This window comes from Marinicauda sp. Alg238-R41 (genome assembly GCF_947331485.1).
In the GTDB taxonomy this organism is placed as follows: domain Bacteria; phylum Pseudomonadota; class Alphaproteobacteria; order Caulobacterales; family Maricaulaceae; genus Marinicauda; species Marinicauda pacifica.
On record NZ_CAMZOJ010000002.1, the window covers coordinates 684217 to 700379 of the forward strand.

Below are 16163 nucleotides of genomic sequence, written 5' to 3' on the forward strand. Positions count from 1 at the left end.
GCCGGTCAATCGGCCGGCGGCGGGACGGTCCCGATTCCGGGCGGGTCTAGAAGGTCTCGAACTTGATGAGAAGGGTGCGGTCCTGAACGGTCTGCTTCCACGAGACCCCCGACAGCGGCTCCTCGTCAGGCCCGTCGAACCGGACGCCGTGCGGTATGTCCCATCGCCGGATTTGATCGGCCGGGCACTTCTGTATAGCCCGTGCTTTGGCTCGATTGATTTCGCGGTCAATCTCATCGCCGATCGCGTGTTTGGCCTGATCTCTGGGGAACTGGAGGTCGATGGACTGATCAAGGGGGACCGACTTGGCGATTGGCTGGTAGCGAGTGTCAGGCATGGGCAGGCCTCCGTTTCAAATAACATCTTACACCACGCCGTGGCGTTCGAGCCAGGCTTCGAGCGAGGCGGCGCGCGCACACAGGCCCACCCCGGGCAGATTGCCGATCGGGCAGTCGGCGGTCTTGCCGGCGGCCTCGGCCTTCTTGGCGGCTTCGCGGAGTGCGTAGACCTGACGCTCGTCGAGACCAAGCGTCTCGGCAATCGCCTTCGCGCCGGTAATCAGACGCAGATCGCCGGCGGTGCTGGGGGGCGCGGGGTGCGAGGTCATGACGGCAGGTCCTCCCTGGCGGCCAATGCCCGTTCGAGTTCACTGACGCGTGTTCGCAGGCGCTGAATAGTGCGCCAGGCGCATCTTTGATGTTCGAGACGCGCCTGCGACTTTTCCTCCAGGCGGATAATATAGGCGTGGGCCTCGGCGAGCCGGCGCGTCGGCGTCTCGACACGGCTTTCCGGCACGTCGCAGGTGCAGCCGGCGGGGCCTTGGACTGCGGCGCCCATACACATGGGGATCATTATCGTGTCGTCCCCGGTGCCTATCCAGTGGCAGCGGCTCACGACGCCGCCCTACCGGCCGGGCGCTCCGGCCAGGCCAGATGTTCGACGCCGTCGAGCGTGCGGCCGGCGGCTTTCTTGCCGACGCGGCACATCCACGCGGCGCCTTGCTCTTGCCAGCCGTGTTCGACCAGGCCGCCGATATTCTTCGCTCCGGCGCCGATGATCTTTCCATCCGCGCGCAACACTAGATCGGCGCGGCCATCGCAGCACTGGCTTGCGGCGTGCCGTTCCGTGTGGTCGGCGTATTCCCCCCACTGCTTGAACAGAAAGGGCGTGCCCGCCGCGGCGCACTGGTCGCGCAGGCTGCGGACCCAGTCGGGATGCATGGGCCTTGCGCCCGGGCCGCTCTCGCCACCGGCAATGACCCAGTCGAGCTTGCCGCGACGTCTCAGGGTAGCCGGTTCCCAGCTGTCTTCCTCGCCGCGCTGCGGGTATCGGCGGCGCCCTACGCCGCTGCCGTAACGATAGCGCGGCAGGTCGATAATGCCGGGCCAGCCATCGCGCCAGCCTGTCCCGTCGATCCAGTTCGAACCGCGCAACGCGTCAACCACGCCGTCAGCGTCTTCGTCTGGGTCGACCAACCAAGTCAGATCCACCGCCTCTAGCAGCGGTTCGCAGGACACGAACCGCGCCGCCGCCGGTGTCTCGAGGAGGAGCGGGATGCGGCTGTCGGCAGTGTCCTGGTCTTCGGCGCTGACGCCAAGCCAGACATTGGAGAGGGGCCACCAGCGTTCCCAGCCATCGCGCGCCTCGGCGAGGTTGTCCAGGCGGAGCCCGCCCGAATGGATCTCCAGCAATTCAACGACGCGCTCAACGACGCCGAGCTTGATGCCTCGCATGTAATCCCGCATCCGGTAGGGATGCTTGGTCAGCACCATGAAGATGTGCTGCGGGCAAAGCGCCATCACCGCGAAGACCTCGTCGATCCAGTCGGCCGGCACGTTGGGATGAAACAGATCGCCCATGCTGTTGACGAACACTGCGCGCGGTTTCGTCCATCGCAGCGGTGCAGTGAGCGTCTTCTCCGGGGCCTTGCCAATCTTGCCGGTCCAGACCGGCCCGGCCTTGCTGGGTTTCGTCGTGCCGGCGTAGTGCGGCGTGCGCGGATTGCCGTCGAGCCGGTTGCCGGCCGTCTTCATCGCGTAGCAGTTTGTGCAGCCCGCGCTGGTGACGGAGCAGCCCACGACCGGGTTCCAGCTCTCGCCCTTATAGCCGGGGATGTGGGTCCATTCGATTTCGGTAGCATGCGCGGCCATCAGCTGTGTCTCTCCGGTGCGAGGTGCAGATTCGGCAGGTCTTCCTCGTCCTTGCCGTCTTTGCCGGGCTCGGGATTGAAGATGAGGCGCGACGCCCAGCCCGTGTCCGTCGATGGGAAGCCTTCGAAGAAGTCGTGCAGGAAGGTGTTGAGCATTTCCGCCCCCAGCTCCCGCTGGCAGACGCCTTCGGTCTGATCATTGGCCGGCAGGATGAAGGTCTCGCGCTGGGCCTCGGGCATGTCGGCCAGCAGGGTCTCGAAGAGCGGGAGCGTGCTTTTCCAGTGCGGTGGCACGCGAAAGCGCGAGCGCGCCGAGCTGCCTCTGTCATGGCTAATCGTGGACAGGGCCTCCAGCAGGTGCGGGTATTTGCGCGCCGTGACCTCGGGCCAGCCCGGCCCGTCCGGAAGCGGAATGTCGCTGGCGTACAGCGGCATACCGTCCGGTCGAAGCCGGGCCAGAACGCGGCGATGACGAAGCTTGTACAGGATGCGGGCAATCATGGGCGCTGTCCTTCGGGTTTAGCCCGACAACCCAGTGCGGCGCAGGCGCCGGGCGTGGGGCATTGGCAGTCCCGGACACCGCAGATCATTGCGATGTGGCGGATCTCGATCCGGCCGGTTGAGGGATCGAGCTGTACGACAGCGGGATCGCTGCGGTTGGCCACGATCGAGATACTGGCGCCTTCTGGGTACTGTGTCCGTCGACGGGATGTCTGCGGTGCAGATTCGGCCGGGTCTTTCTCGTCCTTGCCATCCGTGCGGATCCCGAGCGCCTCGAGCGCGTCGGTGAGGTCATCGAAGAGGCGGCCATATTCCAGATCGGCCGGGGTGGGCAGGCTCGATCGCCGGCGCGCGCCGGGCGCGAGAAAGGCGTGCAGCGCGGCCGCGGCAATGAGCACTGTGTTCGGCGTGCCCGGCCGGGGATCGGCGCAATGGGTGCACAGATTGGCCTCGGCCCAGCCGCATGGCCCGCGCTCGGCATCGATGCAGGGCGTATGGTCGGTGCAGCCGCAGGCGCGGCACCGCGGTTCCTGAAAGGCGCTCATGCCTGGCCTCCCGGTTCCTGTAGCGCGGCCAGTTGCCGCTTGATCTCGGGCAGGTTGATCCGGGCGTTCGACTGGAGATCGGTCATCACTTCCGGCAGCAGCTCGTCGAACTTCTCCATGTCCATGTCGCAGGCTACGACCAGCACATTGGAAAGCGCGCACAGCATGGCGTCATAGGCGACCTTGACCGTCGCGCCTGCACACGCGAGCTGCACCTCGGTAAAGACCCGCTCGGTGTCTCCGCGCAACCATTCGCCCGGCTTGCTCTCGTCGCTCACGACCGGCCTCCCGGCTTGTTCATCTCTGCCGTCTGCCCGGCGCTGACGCAGGCGAGGGCGAAGGCCAGCGCGTTGAGCTGATTGAGGTCCTCGCAATTGTTGAAGGTGAGTGCGTCGACCGGATCGACCTGGCCGCCGCGCTGTTCGGCCCAGCTCATTGCGAGGCGGATATCGTCGCCAAGGAGGCCGTTCGCCATGCGCGCCAGAAGGCGAACGTCATCCGGGGCGTCCATCACGAACGGCTTGAAGCCCGAGAAGATGGAATCCTCCCGGCAGATCGCTTCATGCACCTGGCATGCAAAAGCGTGATAGCTCTTCTGAGCCGGGCCAAGGCGGCCGGGCTTGGCCGTTAGCTCATCCATCGCCCGCGCGCTCAGGCGCAGCCATTTCGTGCCGTCCGTGTTGTTCCCGGTCACGACGCTTATCGTCTCAGCCAGGACCCGGCAGAGGCCTTGAAGCGCATAGGCCGGGGAGACGTCACAGTCGGCCAGAAGATGCACAAGCAGCGCGGTCGCGACCTTGCGCGAGCGCTCTGCAGAGGCGTCGACCTCCTGCTTGTTGTCGCGATCGTCCTCATGATGGGGGGTCATTTGGGCCTCGTGTCTCAAAGATGCGTGGGGTTGGTGCGCACGGGCCGAAGCTCCCGGAGGTCGGGCGGCCGGCGTTCGGCGTGCTTGGCGTTGACCGCCTCGATGGTCTTGACGATCAAGAGGACCTGGTCGCGCTGGTCGGGTTTGAAACCGGCCAGGGCCTGGGCCGCGTGCAGGATGCGCGGATCCTCGCCGGCCGCCTCGAGCAGGCTGGACAGGGTCTGCGTCTGCGGATTTCCCGGCGTGGTTTCTCCGGTGGCAAGCCAGAGAAAATCGCAATTGAGCACATCGGCCGCAGCGACGAGGCGGCTCACCGCCATCCGGTTCCGGCCGGTTTCATATTTCTGGATCTGCTGGAAGGTCACGCCGATGGCCTTGCCGAGGCTGGACTGCGTGACCTTGGCCAGCTCGCGGACCAGGCGCAGGCGGTCGCCGATCTCGCCATCGCGGGGCGTGGTACGCCGGCCGGTGCGCTGGGCCGGGGCTCGATCGCCGGGCGCAACAGGGGTGTGCGTGTTCATGGGTAGACTCCTTGTGAAGAGGGGCGGTGTGCCGCGTTCAGCCTGCCTTGGCTGAACTCAGGCCCCGGCGGCCGTGCAGCCGGTAGGGCTTGTCGGTATCCGCGGGAGGGCAGGTCATCTCGACCGTGGTGCGGGCATAGCCGCTGTCTGTTGACTGCCTTTCGGCGATATCCCTGATCCGGTTGAGCAGGACCTCGCCCGCCATGCAGGCCGCCGCGGCTTCCGGGCTCGTGTCCGGCGCACCATTGGGGACGAGCTGGATCTCGATGGCGCCCGTCTCGACAAAGCCGGCGAGGGCTGAGAGGAGCTGACGATCGGTCATGGCGGTGGGGGGCACCGGCGAACGCCGTTCGCTGGCGGGCTCGCCTTCCTGCGGCGCCGGATCCGCGCCCGGGTCAAGGGGGCCGAGGCCTTTGGCGTAGTCGAGGACGCCGCCGACCCGGTTGCCGATGACGTTGAAGGCCCTGGCGGCCTGGCGTGCGTCGCGCACGGGCAGTTCGTGGGCGCGTTGATGAAGGTAGACAAGGGCGTGCCGGGCGCCGGCGCGGATCGCATCGGCGCGGGTCTCGTGTCCTTCGTGTCCGCCGGAGACCCCGCCAGAGGCTTCGCCCTGGTCGCGCCGGTATCTGTAGCCCGTACGCCAGCGCCCGTCCGGCGCGCACCGGGCGAGACGAACCTCGATCGACCATTTGCCCGCCCCGTGTTCGTCGCCGTAGAGCACCACCGTCTCCTGCGCCGGGTAGACGCCATGCGCGTTGGGCTCGACCGGGTCGGGCTCGCTCGCCGGCCGGTCTGCGCAGACGTGATAGCGCGACGCGTGCTCCGGATCGGCGTCGGCCGCGCCGGTGTCGTTCTCCGGCACCCAGAACCAGCCGTGATCGTTGGTCTCGATCGCCCCGGCCTTCACGCCGGCGTCGATGGCGTCGCCGGGATTGGTGACCCCTTCGGCGGCCAGCTTCCTTTCCAGCGGCGCGCGGCCCATCTTGCGCCCGGCGTCCTCGAGGAAGTGGATCCACATCGCGCGCTCGGACCAGGCCGACCACCATTCCGGCCGGCTGGCCCCGGTCGATGCGGCGGTCTCTTCCGGCTCGGCCTCTTCGGCCCGCCGCGCGTCCGCGCGCGACAGGTAGAGCCAGTTCTGGCCCGGCCCGGCATTGCGATAGAGAGCGCCCCATTGAATCCCCGTCTCGACCGCCTCGCGCCCGGCCTGGGCATCGGCGCCCAGCCGCTCGGCCGCCTTGATCGCCGCAACGTCCTCGCCCATCACGCGGCGGTCCTCGAACACGGCGCGCCAGAAGGCCTCACCGCGCGGTGCGCCCTCATCGGGCGTGCGGGTCTCGTCCTCGCCAAAAAGGCCGCCGGGATTGGATAGCGCGCGCATCTCCTCGAGGCGCCGAGCCAGATCGGCCTCGGTCCGGTAACCCTCCGCGCCCTGAACGAAGCGCGAGAGCAGCGCCGCCTGTTCGGCGTCCGTGCCTGCGGACAAGGCCCGCGCGTGCGCGAACTTGAGGCCTCGGCTTTCATCGATGGCCGCGGCCCGGACGGCCTCGCACAATGTCTGGCTGGCCTTGATCATCTGTTCGACCATGCGCGGGCTTTTCAAGCCGAGCGCCGCGGCGATCTCGCCGGCGACCTTGCCGGGGTCTCCGCCCTCGGCTTCGCGATCGCGCTTGGCGGCGGCGTAGGCGTCGGCCTGCTCGAGCCAGTGAGGATCCGCGCGCCGCGCATTCTCGGCGATCGCGATCATGCGCATTTCAAAGTCGGACAGCGGCCGGACCAGCACGCGCAGGGGCGCGGCCGGATCGAAGCGGGGCGAAGACCGGCCCTGTTCGGCCAGGCGCTGGCAGGCCCGCCGGCGCCGCTCGCCCGCCACAATCTCGAACTGGCCCGCCGCGTCCGGCCGCGGCCGGGCAACGAGGTTCTGTAACAGGCCCTCGGCCAGAATGCTGCCGGCCAGCTCGTCGAGCGCGTCCTCGTCGAACGTCTTGCGCGGGTTGAGCGGGGAGGGGTGGAGTGCGGAAAGCGGGACAAGCTGGGTTCCGTCACCGTGTGCGTCACCGTGTGCGTGCCCGGCGCCGGAGGGGGCCGCGTCCGGGGCAGCCGCCTCGCCGGTCAGCATCAATTGCGCCCAGCCGGCCATGGCCGGCGGATCGAAGCTGATCGCGCCCTTGTCGCGCATGCGCTGCAGCGACCGCTTCACGGCGTCCTTTCGCGGCCGGGCGAGCTGTTTGGTGAAATAGGCTGCCGCATCGTCCAGGCCGCTCGGCGGCTTGCCGTCGCCGCCTTTCAGGGTTTCGAGATGCGCCAGGAAGGCTAAAGCCAGATCGCAATCCCCGATCGCCTGTTCGATCACCGGGGCCGGAGTGGCAGAGGGAGAGAGGGTGTGTGCCGTCATCGTCCAGATCCTTTCCGTCCGCAGGGCGGACGTGCTGAAAAAGGACCCGGGGGCGGATCTCTGCAGGTTCCGGCCGGCAGCGGGAGGGGGTCCGCAATGCCGAACGAGGTCCGCCCCCGGGTTGCGGTCGACCGATCCAGTGAACGGGGAGGCCTGGAGGCGACTGCAACGGGATAAAAAGCGGGAAAAGCGGGATAGTCAAGTACTATCCCGATCATTTCCCGCTGCGGATCAATGCGCGGTTGTGCCCGGCGTGTGTCTGGAAAGCGGCGTCCGGCCTTGGCTGCGGGCTCTTCGCGCGCGGCTCAGGGGTCCTCGCGCGAGATGAGGGACAGGCTCGGTGCGGGGTTGAGAAAGCGCTGCAGGAGGCGCAGCGCCTGGCGCACCTCGGGCTCGTCCGGTCCGGCAATCGCAAAGCGGCTTTGCCCCTGCGCATCGACCATCGTCAATTCGATATGGTCATCGCGTTCGCGCGCAATCAGGGTCAGGTCGAGGGGCTGGGGATCGTGTGCGACAGCGGACAGGCGCAGCCTGTCGCGCAGCGCCTGCCAGCCCGGCGCAAGCGTGTCCGGGTCGCTCTCGTCGGGGCGGTCTCCCGGGTGCTTTCCATTATGCGGCGGGCTCATAAGTCCCGAAGCTATTTAGGCAATTCGGCAAGTGCAAGCCGCTTGCGGAACGCCGCCCGGTCAGCCCGCCGAGCGCTGCCGGCGCCGGCCGCGTTCGTCCAGCCCGTGTTCGCCCTCGCCGCGCGTCAGTGTGCGCGCGATCTCGATGATGCGGCGCGCCTCGTGAGGCGCCGATCGTATCAGGCCGATCAGCTCCAGCTCTTCATCGCTCAGGTGAAATGTCGCGACCGCCTGGGGCGCGGGGGCGGGATCGCCGGCCGGACGCTGGCGGGGCACGTCCTGGGCGCCGGTCAGATAATCCAGATCGCATTCGAGCACTTCGGCCAGGGCCAGCGCGGTTTCCACGCGCATCTTGCCGCTGGATTTGGTGCGTCTCAGGTCGCGGATGAGATCCTTTGACCCGGCCGGGCTGGCAAGCTCGCTCGCTCGCGAGGCGGACAGACCCGTCGCCTTGAGGCGCTGGTCGATGCGGTCGATTCGGATCTGAGGATCAGCCATGCCCCGTGCTTGCGCCGATCTTAGCGGGATGACACGCGGGGTCTGCCCCGAATTTACGCTTTCGTAACCCTCGAATCGGGATAAAGGGGATGTAATCCCGATTTGAGGTGCGCCCGGCATGGTCAAAACTTCCAAATTCTCCAACGATCCCGCGTCCGTCCCGGCCGTCATCGAGGCGAGAAGCGGGATAGTATCGGGATTATCCCGATCCGGCAATGCCGGCGCGGACGCCCGCGAGGCCATAGCCCCGTGCAGCGCCGCCCGGCTGGTTCTGGCCCTGACCGCGCCGCGCTTCGGTCTGTCGCTGTCCGACTTCATCGGCCGTCCCCGCGGACGCTCACCGGTCGGGCGTGCGCGCCAGGCGGCCGTGGCCCTGTTCATCGCGCGCCGCAAGTGTTCGGTCAGCGTCGCGGCCCGGGCCTTCGGCATTGATGAATCCACGGCGCGCGAAGCGGTGAGCCGGGTCGATGCGCGCCGCCGCGAGTGCGACGCCTACGATGCAGCCTGCCGCGCGATCGCCGCCGATCTGCAGGCTCTGCGCCTTGCCGATGCCGGCTGCGATGCCGGGGGCAGGGAGGCAGGATGAGCGCGCTCCCTCAGACCCATCTGCCCGCCGGCGCGCCCTGGCATGTCGCGACGGTCGAGATCCGCCGCCTGGTCGAGCGCGATCAGAGCAGCGATGCGGCCGTGCGCCTGCGTCAGGAGATGGATGAAGCCCTCGGCCGCGCCAAGCGCCTGGCCGGGGTCTCACCGGATCCGGCCCTGTTCGAGACCATGCTGTCCCTGGCCGTCATCTGGGCCGGCCGCAAGGACCCGGTCGAGCGCGAGCGCGCCGGCCGGCCGCTCTATGCCGCGGCCGACGCGCTTGCGCAGACCGTGCGCGAGGGCCGCCGGTCCTGCGCCTTTTCCCCCATCGAGCTGGGCTTGCCGCCCGGCGACCGCTGAACAGGAGGTATCCATGACCCAGCGGACTCTCGGCCTGCCCCAGGATGCGCGTTCGCGCGATCCCAGGGCCATGGCCCGACTGCGGGCCGAAGCCATCAAGGCCAAGGTCTCCATTGCCGATCTGGCCGAGCTGCGCGAGGCGGATGTCACGCCGACCAGCGAGGGCTGGCGGTGCGATTGTCCGAGCTGCCGCGGCGTGCAGACCGTGCGCATCTGGGCACACGGCGAGCGCTGCCGGTGCGAGGCGGCGGGCTGCACGCTGGAAGGTGACGTGGTGACCTTCGAGATGGCGGCCTCCGGAGCGCCGTTCGCGGCTGCCTGTGCTTCGCTGGAAGAGGCCTACAGCCTTCCCGGGCCGGACGGCGCGCGGGCCGGTGGCACGGCGCCAGCGGCCCGCGATGACCGGACCTGCGACCTGTTCGGAGGTGGTCATGTCTAAAGCCCTCAAAGCTCTGACCGAGGCGGTGGTGATCGCCGCGTTTGTCGTGATCGTTCTGATCGTCGTGTCGGAGGGCTGCACGCTATGAGCCGCCCGTCCTGTCTGACCCTGAGCTATGCCGGACTGACCGCCGCGATCGATGTGACCCGGTCGGCCAGCGGGCATGTGCTCGGCATTTATCGGCTGAGCCTGGTCATCGAAGCGTCGGCCAACCCGGCCGAAGACAGCCGGCGCGCCCGCGCCGGCCTGGCGCTTCACCGGGCCGTCTACCGCGTCAACCGCCGCATGGCTTATGACCGCACCGCCGCCGGATTGCTTGGCACGATCCCGGAGTCCGATGCGGCCGCGCGTGCCCTTCTGGACGTCATGGCACGGTCCGATCCGGGCGGCGATGCCGGGCGGAGGGCAGGGTCATGAGCCGTACCCTTGTCCTGACCGCCGATCTGATTGCGGAGATGATCGTCTGCGCAGCGGCCGAAACCGGGGTCGAGCCGGTCGAGGTGATGGACCCGCGCAAGCGCGGGCCGCTCTGCCCGGCCATCGCCGAAACCCGCCGCGCGGTCTGCCTGGCCCTGCCGTCCCTGCCGCTGGCGGCCCGTCTGGCCTTCCGCCTGAAATGGTGGGGCTCGCGCGATTCCGCCCTCTCACAAATTTCCAATGCCCGGCGCCGCGGGGAGGACAAGTCCCGCGCCTGCCAGGAAGCGCGCGATTGCCTGCCGGCCGGCCCGGGCTTGCGCCCGCTGGCCGATGAGGACGGCCCGGTCTTCGCCAACACCGGACCGCGCCGGTCCGGGCGCTGTGCGGAGATATCCTCATGAGCGCCAATCCCGCCCTGAATGCCGGCCTGGTAGCCGAGATGGTCGTGGCGGCCGCCGCCGTGTGTGGGGTCACGCCCGAACAAGTCATGGATCCGCGCCTGAAAGGCTGCGGACACCCGCAGATCATCCGCGCGCGGCGTGCCGTTCTGCTGGCCTTGCCCGACATGAAGCAGGCGATGCGGCTGGGTGCCGGCCTGAAATGGTGGGGTTCGCCCGGTTCGGTTCAGGCCACGCTCTACGTGTCCCGTGACCGGGGTGAATATGACAGCCCGGCCTGCATGGCGGTTCGCGCCGTGTTGGCGCCGGTCCTGACCGCGACAGCCAACGCGGCGGTGCAAAACGACGCGCTTGCCCGCCGCGCCATCGACACGGTCAGGGCCTCGACGCGCGGGCCGGGCTCAGCCCCGGTGAGGACCCGCGCCAGCCGCGCGCCGGCCCCGGCGGCACCGTCCCTGGCCACTGGCCTGGGACGCCGCCTGCCGGGCGGCGGTGTCGGCCCGGCCGGTGACGATCTCGAGCGCCGGGCGCGCCGATTTGTCCGGGCCATGCGTGCGAAAAGCCCGCATCTCTCCCTGGCCGTCATTGCCGTGGCCCTGGGCCAGCAGCTCAAGGCCGTTGCCGGGTCGGACTGGCTGCGAGACGCGCTGGGGGAAGGGTGATGGCCCGCGACCTCTTCCAGTCCACAGCCCCGGCACACCGTGCCGAGCCTTCCCCCGAGTTCCGGCGCATCGCCACGGGCGAAGATCTGTTCGATGTGCGCGCCGACATTTTTGCCCGCCTGGACGATCTGGTGTTCGAGGCCGGGCATGTGCGCGGCCGGATCGACGGGCGCTGGCGTGACCTGACTTTTGACGAGGCGCGCCGCGCCGGCCCCAACCCCCACCGCAGAGCGAACGCCGTTCGCCGGACCCAGCCGCAAAGGAGCGCGCGATGACGCAAACCAACACACCGGACCCGGCCTTCGATGAGCCGATGAGTGAGGCCGAATGGGAGGCCGCCCAGGCCTGGACGGATCACGCGCACCATCTGGTCGGGGCGTTTCTGATCGCCTCGATCGACCGCGGCGAAAGCGATCCGGCCTTTGTGCTGCATGCTCTTCTCGGCGCCACGCTCAATCTGATGGGGGCTTATGGCGGCGCGGAGCTGACCGCGCGCGTCGTCCGTGACGAGCTGGCCCATTGGGCCAACGGTCAGGCGCAGGGCCGGGTCCCGCGTCCGGACGATGAGCCGACCGCCGAACAGCGCACCCTGTTCGAGAGCCTGCAGGCCTTCCGCCGCCAGATGATGACCGATCCGAACGGCATGCTGGCCGCGCGCCCTTTCGAAGAGGGTCCGGCCCGGACCGAGAAGCGCTGGCAGACCCTGGCCGAAAGCCTAGTGTTGCAATTGATGCCGGAGGATGGCGCGGCCGTGCTTGGCCTCGGCCATCGCTGCGGACCGCGCCGGACCGACATGCACGCGGTTCTGAAAGCGGGCGGCGACGCGGCCGCGGCCGGCTATCTGGCCGAGCTGCTTGTGTTCCGCTTCCCCGCCCCGGGCGCCCATCCGCACGGGAGCGCGTGATGGCCCTTTATGTCGACGATCCGATCCACAAGCTCGGGCGGATGATCATGGCGCATATGACAGCCGATACGCTGGAGGAGCTTCACAGGGCCGCTGACGCGCTCGGCCTGCCGCGTCAATGGTATCAAGGGCCGCCTCGCACCGCCTTTGCTCATTACGATCTGTGCAAGGCCAACCAGGCCCGCGCGCGCCGCGAGCTGGGGGCGGTCATCGTTCGCCCGCGCATTATTGCGCAAAAGGCCCGGGCGCTGGGATGCGCCACCTCTTCAGAACGGCAATTGCCGGGGGAGGGGGCATGAGAGAGAGCGAATACGATCTCGAGCGCTACCTCCTGCTCGGCGAGGAGCCGAAGGGGATAGCTGGCCCGGCTTCCCCCGCGCGCATTGCGGCCTGGAAGAGGTGCCTGGCCGTCAATCATCAACACGAATTTGCGGAAACGCTTAGCGCCTTGAGATGGCAGATATTCAGAACCTTTTGCCTCCCAGTCTTCGCCGTGTCGCCGTCCGACGCCCCGGCCGGGACGGAGGACGCGCCATCATGAGCCGAGTTCATAACCGCTCCCAGGCCGTCATGGCGCAGCGCGTCGAGGCCCATGACAGCCTGGACGATTTCCCAACGCCGGCGTGGGCGACGCGCGCCCTGATTGAACACATCCTCGCCCCGCGCATGGACGTGTCGGCCGCCCATGTCTGGGAGCCGGCCTGCAATCGCGGCTTCATGGCTGCGGCCCTGGAAGAGTATTTCGCCGAGGTGCTGGCCACCGATATCAAGGACTATTCGGCCGATCCGGCGCCGTGCCCGAATTGGCGCGCGGGGCGGGCCGACGCGATCGGGGATTTCCTGATGCCTGGCCAGCTCGACCGCCTTGCCCGGGTCGGCGGGTTCGCCGGCGCGATCGCCGATTATGAGGGGCCGCGCTGGATCGTCACCAATCCGCCCTTCCGGCTGGCCGCCGAATTCATCGCCCGGTCCCGCGCCCTCGTCGTGGACGGCCTCGCCCTGTTCGTGCGCGGCGCCTTCCTGGAAGGCGAGGACCGCTGGCGCGCGATCTATTCGAAACGCCCGCCGGCCATCCACGTGGTCTTCGCCGAACGCGTCGTGCTTTTGAGGGGAAGGTGCGTGGCGCGCAATGCGATCGATCCGGGCTCGGCCCGGCCGGGCACGAAGGCGTCGAGCGCAACGGCCTATAGCTGGCTGGTCTTCAACGATGAATGGCTGGACGCCCAGGGCGGGCGCACGGTCACCGAATGGATCCCGCCATGCAGCTCGGCCCTGACACGGCCCGGCGACTATCCGGAGTATCCGCCCGGCTATTTCCCGGACGCGCCTGCCTGCCCCGCTGACGGGCCTGGAGGGCTGCTTTGACGACGAGACGAGGAAAGCCGTTCCGGCGGCCGCGGCGGAAGTTCATCATCGCGCCCCCGCATGTGCTGTGGGACGTGATCGAAGGCCACCTGACCCATACCGATCTGATCATCGCCAACGTGCTGGGCACGATGACGAACAATAATGGCTGGATCTCCAACCAGGCGCAGGGGACGATCGCCTACCTGGCCGATGTGTCGCGCGAGACCGTCAACCGGTCGATGAAGCGCCTTGTCCTGCGCGGCCATCTGCGCGTGATCGATCCGCCGAGCCCGGGCGGCCGAAAGAGCTATCAGCTGATCTTCGACCGGCGCCCGGAAGGGTCTGAAGCCCAGACCGCCTACCATTTGTCGCTCCTCGAGCAGATCGGCGCCGATCAGGGCATTCCTGCCGAGTTGCTCGCCCCGCTCAAACAGGCGCTTTCTGGCACTGCCAAGGCCCGGGGGTGTGACGCCAGCGTCACAGGGTCAGGGGGTGTGACGCCAGCGTCACAGGGGGGTGTGATCCCTGACGATCACAGGGGGTGTGATCCTTCGCGTCACACAAGAGACGAAGTTCTTTCTGGAGAAAATAACCCTGACCCTTCTTCGCCAGGCGGGAGCCCCATGCGTCCGGACCGCACAGGCCCTGACGGGCACAATGCGTCCGGACCGCACGAGGCCGGCCGTGGCCCGGGCCTGACGCTGGATGCGATCAAGCGCATTCGCGAACAGGCCAAGGAAGAGTTCGGGATGGAGGCCTACCGCGCCGATATCGCCAGCCTTCAATTCATCGGCGACAGCGTTGTGACCGACCGGTTCAAGGCAGAGACGATTGCGGAGCGGTACGGCGCGTTCCTGCGCCGTCAGGGCATCCGGGTCATACGAGATGGCGGCAGCTATGAGAGGGCGCTATGAGCGGCAACAGGCGGGATCTGAACCGGGAGGCGGCACGGCGTGCCGGGGCCAGTCTCGAACGCGCGGAACTGCGCCTGAGCCGCATGCTCGGCGAGACCGAGAGGTGTCTGGCGCGGGTGCTTCCCTTGCACCGCAGGCTGATGCGCAGACGGCGCAAGGCGGCGAAGCTGGAGGCGCGGATCATCGCGCGGGCCGGGGCCGGGCAGGGCGTTCAAGCCGGCGATCGCGCCCGGCTTGAACGCTATCAGCAGCTCGTCACCCTGACGCAAGAGCGGCTGGCCGATCCACGGCGCCGTCTGCGTCATGCGAGAGCGGCCGTCAAAGGGGCCAAGGCCGGGCTGGCCGCGGCCCGCCGGGATCTGGACCCGGACCGACTGGCCCTGTCGGTGCGCCGGCTCGAGGACCTGGCGCGCGACCGGCGTGCCGCGCAAGCCTCGGGCAAGGCACGGCGCGAGGCGCGCCTCGATCTCGACCGGGACGGGCCGACGCCGGACCAGGTGCTCAAGCGCGGAACCGGAAGCCGGGTGGCTGGCGGGGCCGTCCGCCTGGACGATGAGATACCGGAGACGCTGCGGCGTATGGTTCGCGCCGGTCAGCTCGACCTCCACTCGGCCCGGGCTGCCGGGCGATGGCGCTCCGACTGGCTGTTCGGGTCGAGCCGGGCGCGGATGGCGCAGCGCTACGAGATCCGCGTGGACGGTGGCAAGGCCGGCGGCGCGGTCGAGCTGGACAAGGTGCAGGCCTGGCGCCGCTACGAAATGGGCGGGAAGGTGCTGCCCGGCGGGCTGCGCCGGACAGCCGAGGCGGTCATTCTTCACGAGGCGACGTTGGGCGAATCACCCGGGGCGTCCGAGGCCTATGCCGCCGGTTCGCCGGGTCGACGGGCCGCCGCCGGGGCTCTGGTCATCGTCGCATGTGATTTGCTCCGGGCCTTCTATGACAAGGAGTTCGGCCGCAGCTGATCGATGCGTGCAACAAATCGCTTGACGTGCGTGCATGCGTGCAGGTAGCCATTTGATCGACGCTGACAAGTGCGCCTGAAGCCCGGCCGGGGAACCCCGCGCCGGGCTTTCTCATGGATTTGGGTCCTTCCGGAAGCCCTTGTTATTATGGCCACTTCTGAGGCGTTTTGCGTTTTTAGTGAGCCGGTTCGGAAAAAGACGCACGCATCTTCAAAGATGCACGCTTAGGCAGGAAGGTGCACGCATTGCGCTTGGCCTGCACGCTTCACGACATGACCGATCTTGAACTCATATCCATCGAGCGGTGCGCAGAGCGCCTTACTGCGGGCGGAGATCAGATCTCCCGCTCGGCTCTGTCGCGGTACGTGAAGAATCACGGATTGGTCGAGAAGCGCCGCGGCCGGGAGGCGTTGGTGAATTTCGCGAAGGTCCGCAGCCATCGCGCCAACAACTTCCAACGCAAGGTGATGCGCGGTGAAGAATTGACGGCGGACGTGCCGCCGGCCGCCCAGGCGACGGGCACTGCCAGCGAAGCCGATAGTTCGCCGGTGTTGCCGGGGCTCGGCGAGCCCGGTGACGTCGATGCGGACAAACCGGCTGAGACGGACGGCCAGCCCGACCAGGCGGATGCCGACAATGTTGCGGCGCTGGATCCGCGGCGCCGCACGCACGAGGCCAAGGCGTTCCGCGAAGAGATGGAGACCGCGGCCGTTCTCGGCCGGACGGTTCCCGTCGACGAGGTGACCGCTGGGATGGCGGATGCAATCGCCGCCATGCGCCAGCTCGCCAAGGCAACGCTGCGCGATGCGGCTGACCGGGCCGCTGCCGAGCTGGGCGTTGAGGCGACGAAGATCCCGCTTTTGCGCCAGCACTTTCAGACCTATGTCCGCGGTGTCGAGGAGCGCTTTGCCCAGGAATGCGCTAAGCTGGAGCGTGCCTGCAGCCAGTCCGACGCGATGCCGAAGGAATCGATCGCCGATGCCCGTGCACGGCTGGACCGGGTCACGGCCTTTGCCCTGCGCACGCGCGGCCTGCGTGCCAGTTCCCGCCGCCTAGAGCAGGTCTCCTAGAG

At 68.3% G+C, this 16163-nt stretch carries 25 protein-coding genes; 13 read left to right on the forward strand and 12 right to left on the reverse strand.

Features of this window, described 5'->3' with window-relative positions; genetic code table 11:
- Positions 1-46 precede the first annotated feature (46 nt).
- The 12 genes from PGP17_RS11835 to PGP17_RS11890 form a co-directional block, all read right to left on the reverse strand.
- Complete coding sequence (locus tag PGP17_RS11835; RefSeq protein WP_270375541.1) at positions 47-337, reverse strand: hypothetical protein; 291 nt, start codon at positions 335-337, stop codon at positions 47-49.
- Between the two features lie 27 nt (positions 338-364).
- Positions 365-607 carry a hypothetical protein gene (locus tag PGP17_RS11840; protein ID WP_270375543.1) on the reverse strand — a complete coding sequence of 81 codons (243 nt, stop codon included), beginning with the start codon at positions 605-607 and terminating at the stop codon, positions 365-367.
- Positions 604-837 carry a hypothetical protein gene (locus PGP17_RS11845; RefSeq protein WP_270375544.1) on the reverse strand — a complete coding sequence of 78 codons (234 nt, stop codon included), beginning with the start codon at positions 835-837 and terminating at the stop codon, positions 604-606. Before PGP17_RS11845 ends, PGP17_RS11840 begins: the two co-directional genes overlap by 4 nt.
- Before the next feature lie 53 nt (positions 838-890).
- Complete coding sequence (locus PGP17_RS11850; RefSeq protein WP_270375545.1) at positions 891-2150, reverse strand: DUF5131 family protein; 1260 nt, start codon at positions 2148-2150, stop codon at positions 891-893.
- Positions 2150-2650, reverse strand: coding sequence for a hypothetical protein (locus PGP17_RS11855; RefSeq protein ID WP_270375546.1), 501 nt, complete (start codon positions 2648-2650; stop codon positions 2150-2152). The genes PGP17_RS11850 and PGP17_RS11855 overlap by 1 nt, the downstream gene beginning before the upstream one ends.
- Entirely contained in the window at positions 2647-3195 is a 549-nt protein-coding gene (locus PGP17_RS11860; RefSeq protein WP_270375547.1) for a hypothetical protein, read from the reverse strand. Before PGP17_RS11860 ends, PGP17_RS11855 begins: the two co-directional genes overlap by 4 nt.
- Positions 3192-3473 carry a hypothetical protein gene (locus tag PGP17_RS11865; RefSeq protein ID WP_270375549.1) on the reverse strand — a complete coding sequence of 94 codons (282 nt, stop codon included), beginning with the start codon at positions 3471-3473 and terminating at the stop codon, positions 3192-3194. The genes PGP17_RS11860 and PGP17_RS11865 overlap by 4 nt, the downstream gene beginning before the upstream one ends.
- On the reverse strand, positions 3470-4063 hold the full coding sequence (locus PGP17_RS11870) for a hypothetical protein (protein ID WP_270375550.1): 594 nt from the start codon (positions 4061-4063) through the stop codon (positions 3470-3472). The genes PGP17_RS11865 and PGP17_RS11870 overlap by 4 nt, the downstream gene beginning before the upstream one ends.
- Positions 4064-4077: 14 nt before the next feature.
- Positions 4078-4584 (reverse strand): helix-turn-helix domain-containing protein, encoded by a 507-nt coding sequence (locus PGP17_RS11875; protein WP_270375551.1) that lies wholly within the window; start codon positions 4582-4584, stop codon positions 4078-4080.
- Between the two features lie 37 nt (positions 4585-4621).
- The gene (locus PGP17_RS11880) at positions 4622-6979 is read right to left on the reverse strand and encodes a ParB/RepB/Spo0J family partition protein (RefSeq protein WP_270375560.1); all 2358 of its coding nucleotides are present in this window, start codon (positions 6977-6979) and stop codon (positions 4622-4624) included.
- A gap of 305 nt (positions 6980-7284) precedes the next feature.
- A complete protein-coding gene (locus PGP17_RS11885) occupies positions 7285-7605 on the reverse strand; it encodes a hypothetical protein (RefSeq protein WP_270375561.1) in 321 nt (106 codons plus the stop codon).
- A 60-nt stretch (positions 7606-7665) separates the two neighbouring features.
- Positions 7666-8103, reverse strand: coding sequence for a hypothetical protein (locus tag PGP17_RS11890; protein WP_270375562.1), 438 nt, complete (start codon positions 8101-8103; stop codon positions 7666-7668).
- A gap of 118 nt (positions 8104-8221) precedes the next feature.
- On the opposite strand from PGP17_RS11890, the gene PGP17_RS11895 reads away from it, so the two are divergent.
- From PGP17_RS11895 to PGP17_RS11955, 13 genes are all read left to right on the forward strand, one after another.
- Positions 8222-8689: a hypothetical protein gene (locus PGP17_RS11895; RefSeq protein ID WP_270375563.1), complete on the forward strand. Its 468-nt coding sequence runs from the start codon at positions 8222-8224 to the stop codon at positions 8687-8689.
- The gene (locus tag PGP17_RS11900; protein ID WP_270375564.1) at positions 8686-9048 is read left to right on the forward strand and encodes a hypothetical protein; all 363 of its coding nucleotides are present in this window, start codon (positions 8686-8688) and stop codon (positions 9046-9048) included. Before PGP17_RS11895 ends, PGP17_RS11900 begins: the two co-directional genes overlap by 4 nt.
- A gap of 13 nt (positions 9049-9061) precedes the next feature.
- Positions 9062-9487 carry a hypothetical protein gene (locus PGP17_RS11905; RefSeq protein ID WP_270375565.1) on the forward strand — a complete coding sequence of 142 codons (426 nt, stop codon included), beginning with the start codon at positions 9062-9064 and terminating at the stop codon, positions 9485-9487.
- 84 nt (positions 9488-9571) lie between these two features.
- On the forward strand, positions 9572-9904 hold the full coding sequence (locus PGP17_RS11910) for a hypothetical protein (RefSeq protein WP_270375566.1): 333 nt from the start codon (positions 9572-9574) through the stop codon (positions 9902-9904).
- Complete coding sequence (locus PGP17_RS11915) at positions 9901-10305, forward strand: hypothetical protein (RefSeq protein ID WP_270375567.1); 405 nt, start codon at positions 9901-9903, stop codon at positions 10303-10305. Before PGP17_RS11910 ends, PGP17_RS11915 begins: the two co-directional genes overlap by 4 nt.
- Positions 10302-10964: a hypothetical protein gene (locus PGP17_RS11920; RefSeq protein ID WP_270375568.1), complete on the forward strand. Its 663-nt coding sequence runs from the start codon at positions 10302-10304 to the stop codon at positions 10962-10964. The genes PGP17_RS11915 and PGP17_RS11920 overlap by 4 nt, the downstream gene beginning before the upstream one ends.
- Positions 10964-11239: a hypothetical protein gene (locus PGP17_RS11925; protein ID WP_270375569.1), complete on the forward strand. Its 276-nt coding sequence runs from the start codon at positions 10964-10966 to the stop codon at positions 11237-11239. Before PGP17_RS11920 ends, PGP17_RS11925 begins: the two co-directional genes overlap by 1 nt.
- Positions 11236-11868 carry a hypothetical protein gene (locus PGP17_RS11930; protein ID WP_270375570.1) on the forward strand — a complete coding sequence of 211 codons (633 nt, stop codon included), beginning with the start codon at positions 11236-11238 and terminating at the stop codon, positions 11866-11868. Before PGP17_RS11925 ends, PGP17_RS11930 begins: the two co-directional genes overlap by 4 nt.
- The gene (locus PGP17_RS11935; protein ID WP_270375571.1) at positions 11868-12167 is read left to right on the forward strand and encodes a DUF4031 domain-containing protein; all 300 of its coding nucleotides are present in this window, start codon (positions 11868-11870) and stop codon (positions 12165-12167) included. Before PGP17_RS11930 ends, PGP17_RS11935 begins: the two co-directional genes overlap by 1 nt.
- Before the next feature lie 238 nt (positions 12168-12405).
- Entirely contained in the window at positions 12406-13233 is an 828-nt protein-coding gene (locus PGP17_RS11940) for a hypothetical protein (protein ID WP_270375573.1), read from the forward strand.
- Positions 13230-14129: a hypothetical protein gene (locus tag PGP17_RS11945; RefSeq protein WP_270375574.1), complete on the forward strand. Its 900-nt coding sequence runs from the start codon at positions 13230-13232 to the stop codon at positions 14127-14129. The genes PGP17_RS11940 and PGP17_RS11945 overlap by 4 nt, the downstream gene beginning before the upstream one ends.
- Positions 14126-15091: a hypothetical protein gene (locus PGP17_RS11950; RefSeq protein WP_270375575.1), complete on the forward strand. Its 966-nt coding sequence runs from the start codon at positions 14126-14128 to the stop codon at positions 15089-15091. The genes PGP17_RS11945 and PGP17_RS11950 overlap by 4 nt, the downstream gene beginning before the upstream one ends.
- A 272-nt stretch (positions 15092-15363) precedes the next feature.
- Positions 15364-16161 (forward strand): hypothetical protein, encoded by a 798-nt coding sequence (locus tag PGP17_RS11955; protein ID WP_270375576.1) that lies wholly within the window; start codon positions 15364-15366, stop codon positions 16159-16161.
- The last annotated feature ends 2 nt before the right edge of the window (positions 16162-16163 follow it).

What these genes read in the sequence shown, in the direction of transcription:
- PGP17_RS11930 (WP_270375570.1), top strand. Translation starts at nt 11,236, where the DNA reads ATGACGCAAACCAACACACCGGACCCGGCCTTCGATGAGCCGATGAGT.
- PGP17_RS11940 (WP_270375573.1), top strand. Translation starts at nt 12,406, where the DNA reads ATGAGCCGAGTTCATAACCGCTCCCAGGCCGTCATGGCGCAGCGCGTC.
- PGP17_RS11850 (WP_270375545.1), bottom strand. Translation starts at nt 2,150, where the DNA reads ATGGCCGCGCATGCTACCGAAATCGAATGGACCCACATCCCCGGCTAT.
- PGP17_RS11875 (WP_270375551.1), bottom strand. Translation starts at nt 4,584, where the DNA reads ATGAACACGCACACCCCTGTTGCGCCCGGCGATCGAGCCCCGGCCCAG.
- PGP17_RS11935 (WP_270375571.1), top strand. Translation starts at nt 11,868, where the DNA reads ATGGCCCTTTATGTCGACGATCCGATCCACAAGCTCGGGCGGATGATC.
- PGP17_RS11915 (WP_270375567.1), top strand. Translation starts at nt 9,901, where the DNA reads ATGAGCCGTACCCTTGTCCTGACCGCCGATCTGATTGCGGAGATGATC.
- PGP17_RS11890 (WP_270375562.1), bottom strand. Translation starts at nt 8,103, where the DNA reads ATGGCTGATCCTCAGATCCGAATCGACCGCATCGACCAGCGCCTCAAG.
- PGP17_RS11855 (WP_270375546.1), bottom strand. Translation starts at nt 2,650, where the DNA reads ATGATTGCCCGCATCCTGTACAAGCTTCGTCATCGCCGCGTTCTGGCC.
- PGP17_RS11845 (WP_270375544.1), bottom strand. Translation starts at nt 837, where the DNA reads ATGGGCGCCGCAGTCCAAGGCCCCGCCGGCTGCACCTGCGACGTGCCG.
- PGP17_RS11910 (WP_270375566.1), top strand. Translation starts at nt 9,572, where the DNA reads ATGAGCCGCCCGTCCTGTCTGACCCTGAGCTATGCCGGACTGACCGCC.
- PGP17_RS11905 (WP_270375565.1), top strand. Translation starts at nt 9,062, where the DNA reads ATGACCCAGCGGACTCTCGGCCTGCCCCAGGATGCGCGTTCGCGCGAT.
- PGP17_RS11885 (WP_270375561.1), bottom strand. Translation starts at nt 7,605, where the DNA reads ATGAGCCCGCCGCATAATGGAAAGCACCCGGGAGACCGCCCCGACGAG.
- PGP17_RS11840 (WP_270375543.1), bottom strand. Translation starts at nt 607, where the DNA reads ATGACCTCGCACCCCGCGCCCCCCAGCACCGCCGGCGATCTGCGTCTG.
- PGP17_RS11870 (WP_270375550.1), bottom strand. Translation starts at nt 4,063, where the DNA reads ATGACCCCCCATCATGAGGACGATCGCGACAACAAGCAGGAGGTCGAC.
- PGP17_RS11925 (WP_270375569.1), top strand. Translation starts at nt 10,964, where the DNA reads ATGGCCCGCGACCTCTTCCAGTCCACAGCCCCGGCACACCGTGCCGAG.
- PGP17_RS11895 (WP_270375563.1), top strand. Translation starts at nt 8,222, where the DNA reads ATGGTCAAAACTTCCAAATTCTCCAACGATCCCGCGTCCGTCCCGGCC.
- PGP17_RS11900 (WP_270375564.1), top strand. Translation starts at nt 8,686, where the DNA reads ATGAGCGCGCTCCCTCAGACCCATCTGCCCGCCGGCGCGCCCTGGCAT.
- PGP17_RS11950 (WP_270375575.1), top strand. Translation starts at nt 14,126, where the DNA reads ATGAGCGGCAACAGGCGGGATCTGAACCGGGAGGCGGCACGGCGTGCC.
- PGP17_RS11955 (WP_270375576.1), top strand. Translation starts at nt 15,364, where the DNA reads ATGACCGATCTTGAACTCATATCCATCGAGCGGTGCGCAGAGCGCCTT.
- PGP17_RS11860 (WP_270375547.1), bottom strand. Translation starts at nt 3,195, where the DNA reads ATGAGCGCCTTTCAGGAACCGCGGTGCCGCGCCTGCGGCTGCACCGAC.
- PGP17_RS11880 (WP_270375560.1), bottom strand. Translation starts at nt 6,979, where the DNA reads ATGACGGCACACACCCTCTCTCCCTCTGCCACTCCGGCCCCGGTGATC.
- PGP17_RS11920 (WP_270375568.1), top strand. Translation starts at nt 10,302, where the DNA reads ATGAGCGCCAATCCCGCCCTGAATGCCGGCCTGGTAGCCGAGATGGTC.
- PGP17_RS11835 (WP_270375541.1), bottom strand. Translation starts at nt 337, where the DNA reads ATGCCTGACACTCGCTACCAGCCAATCGCCAAGTCGGTCCCCCTTGAT.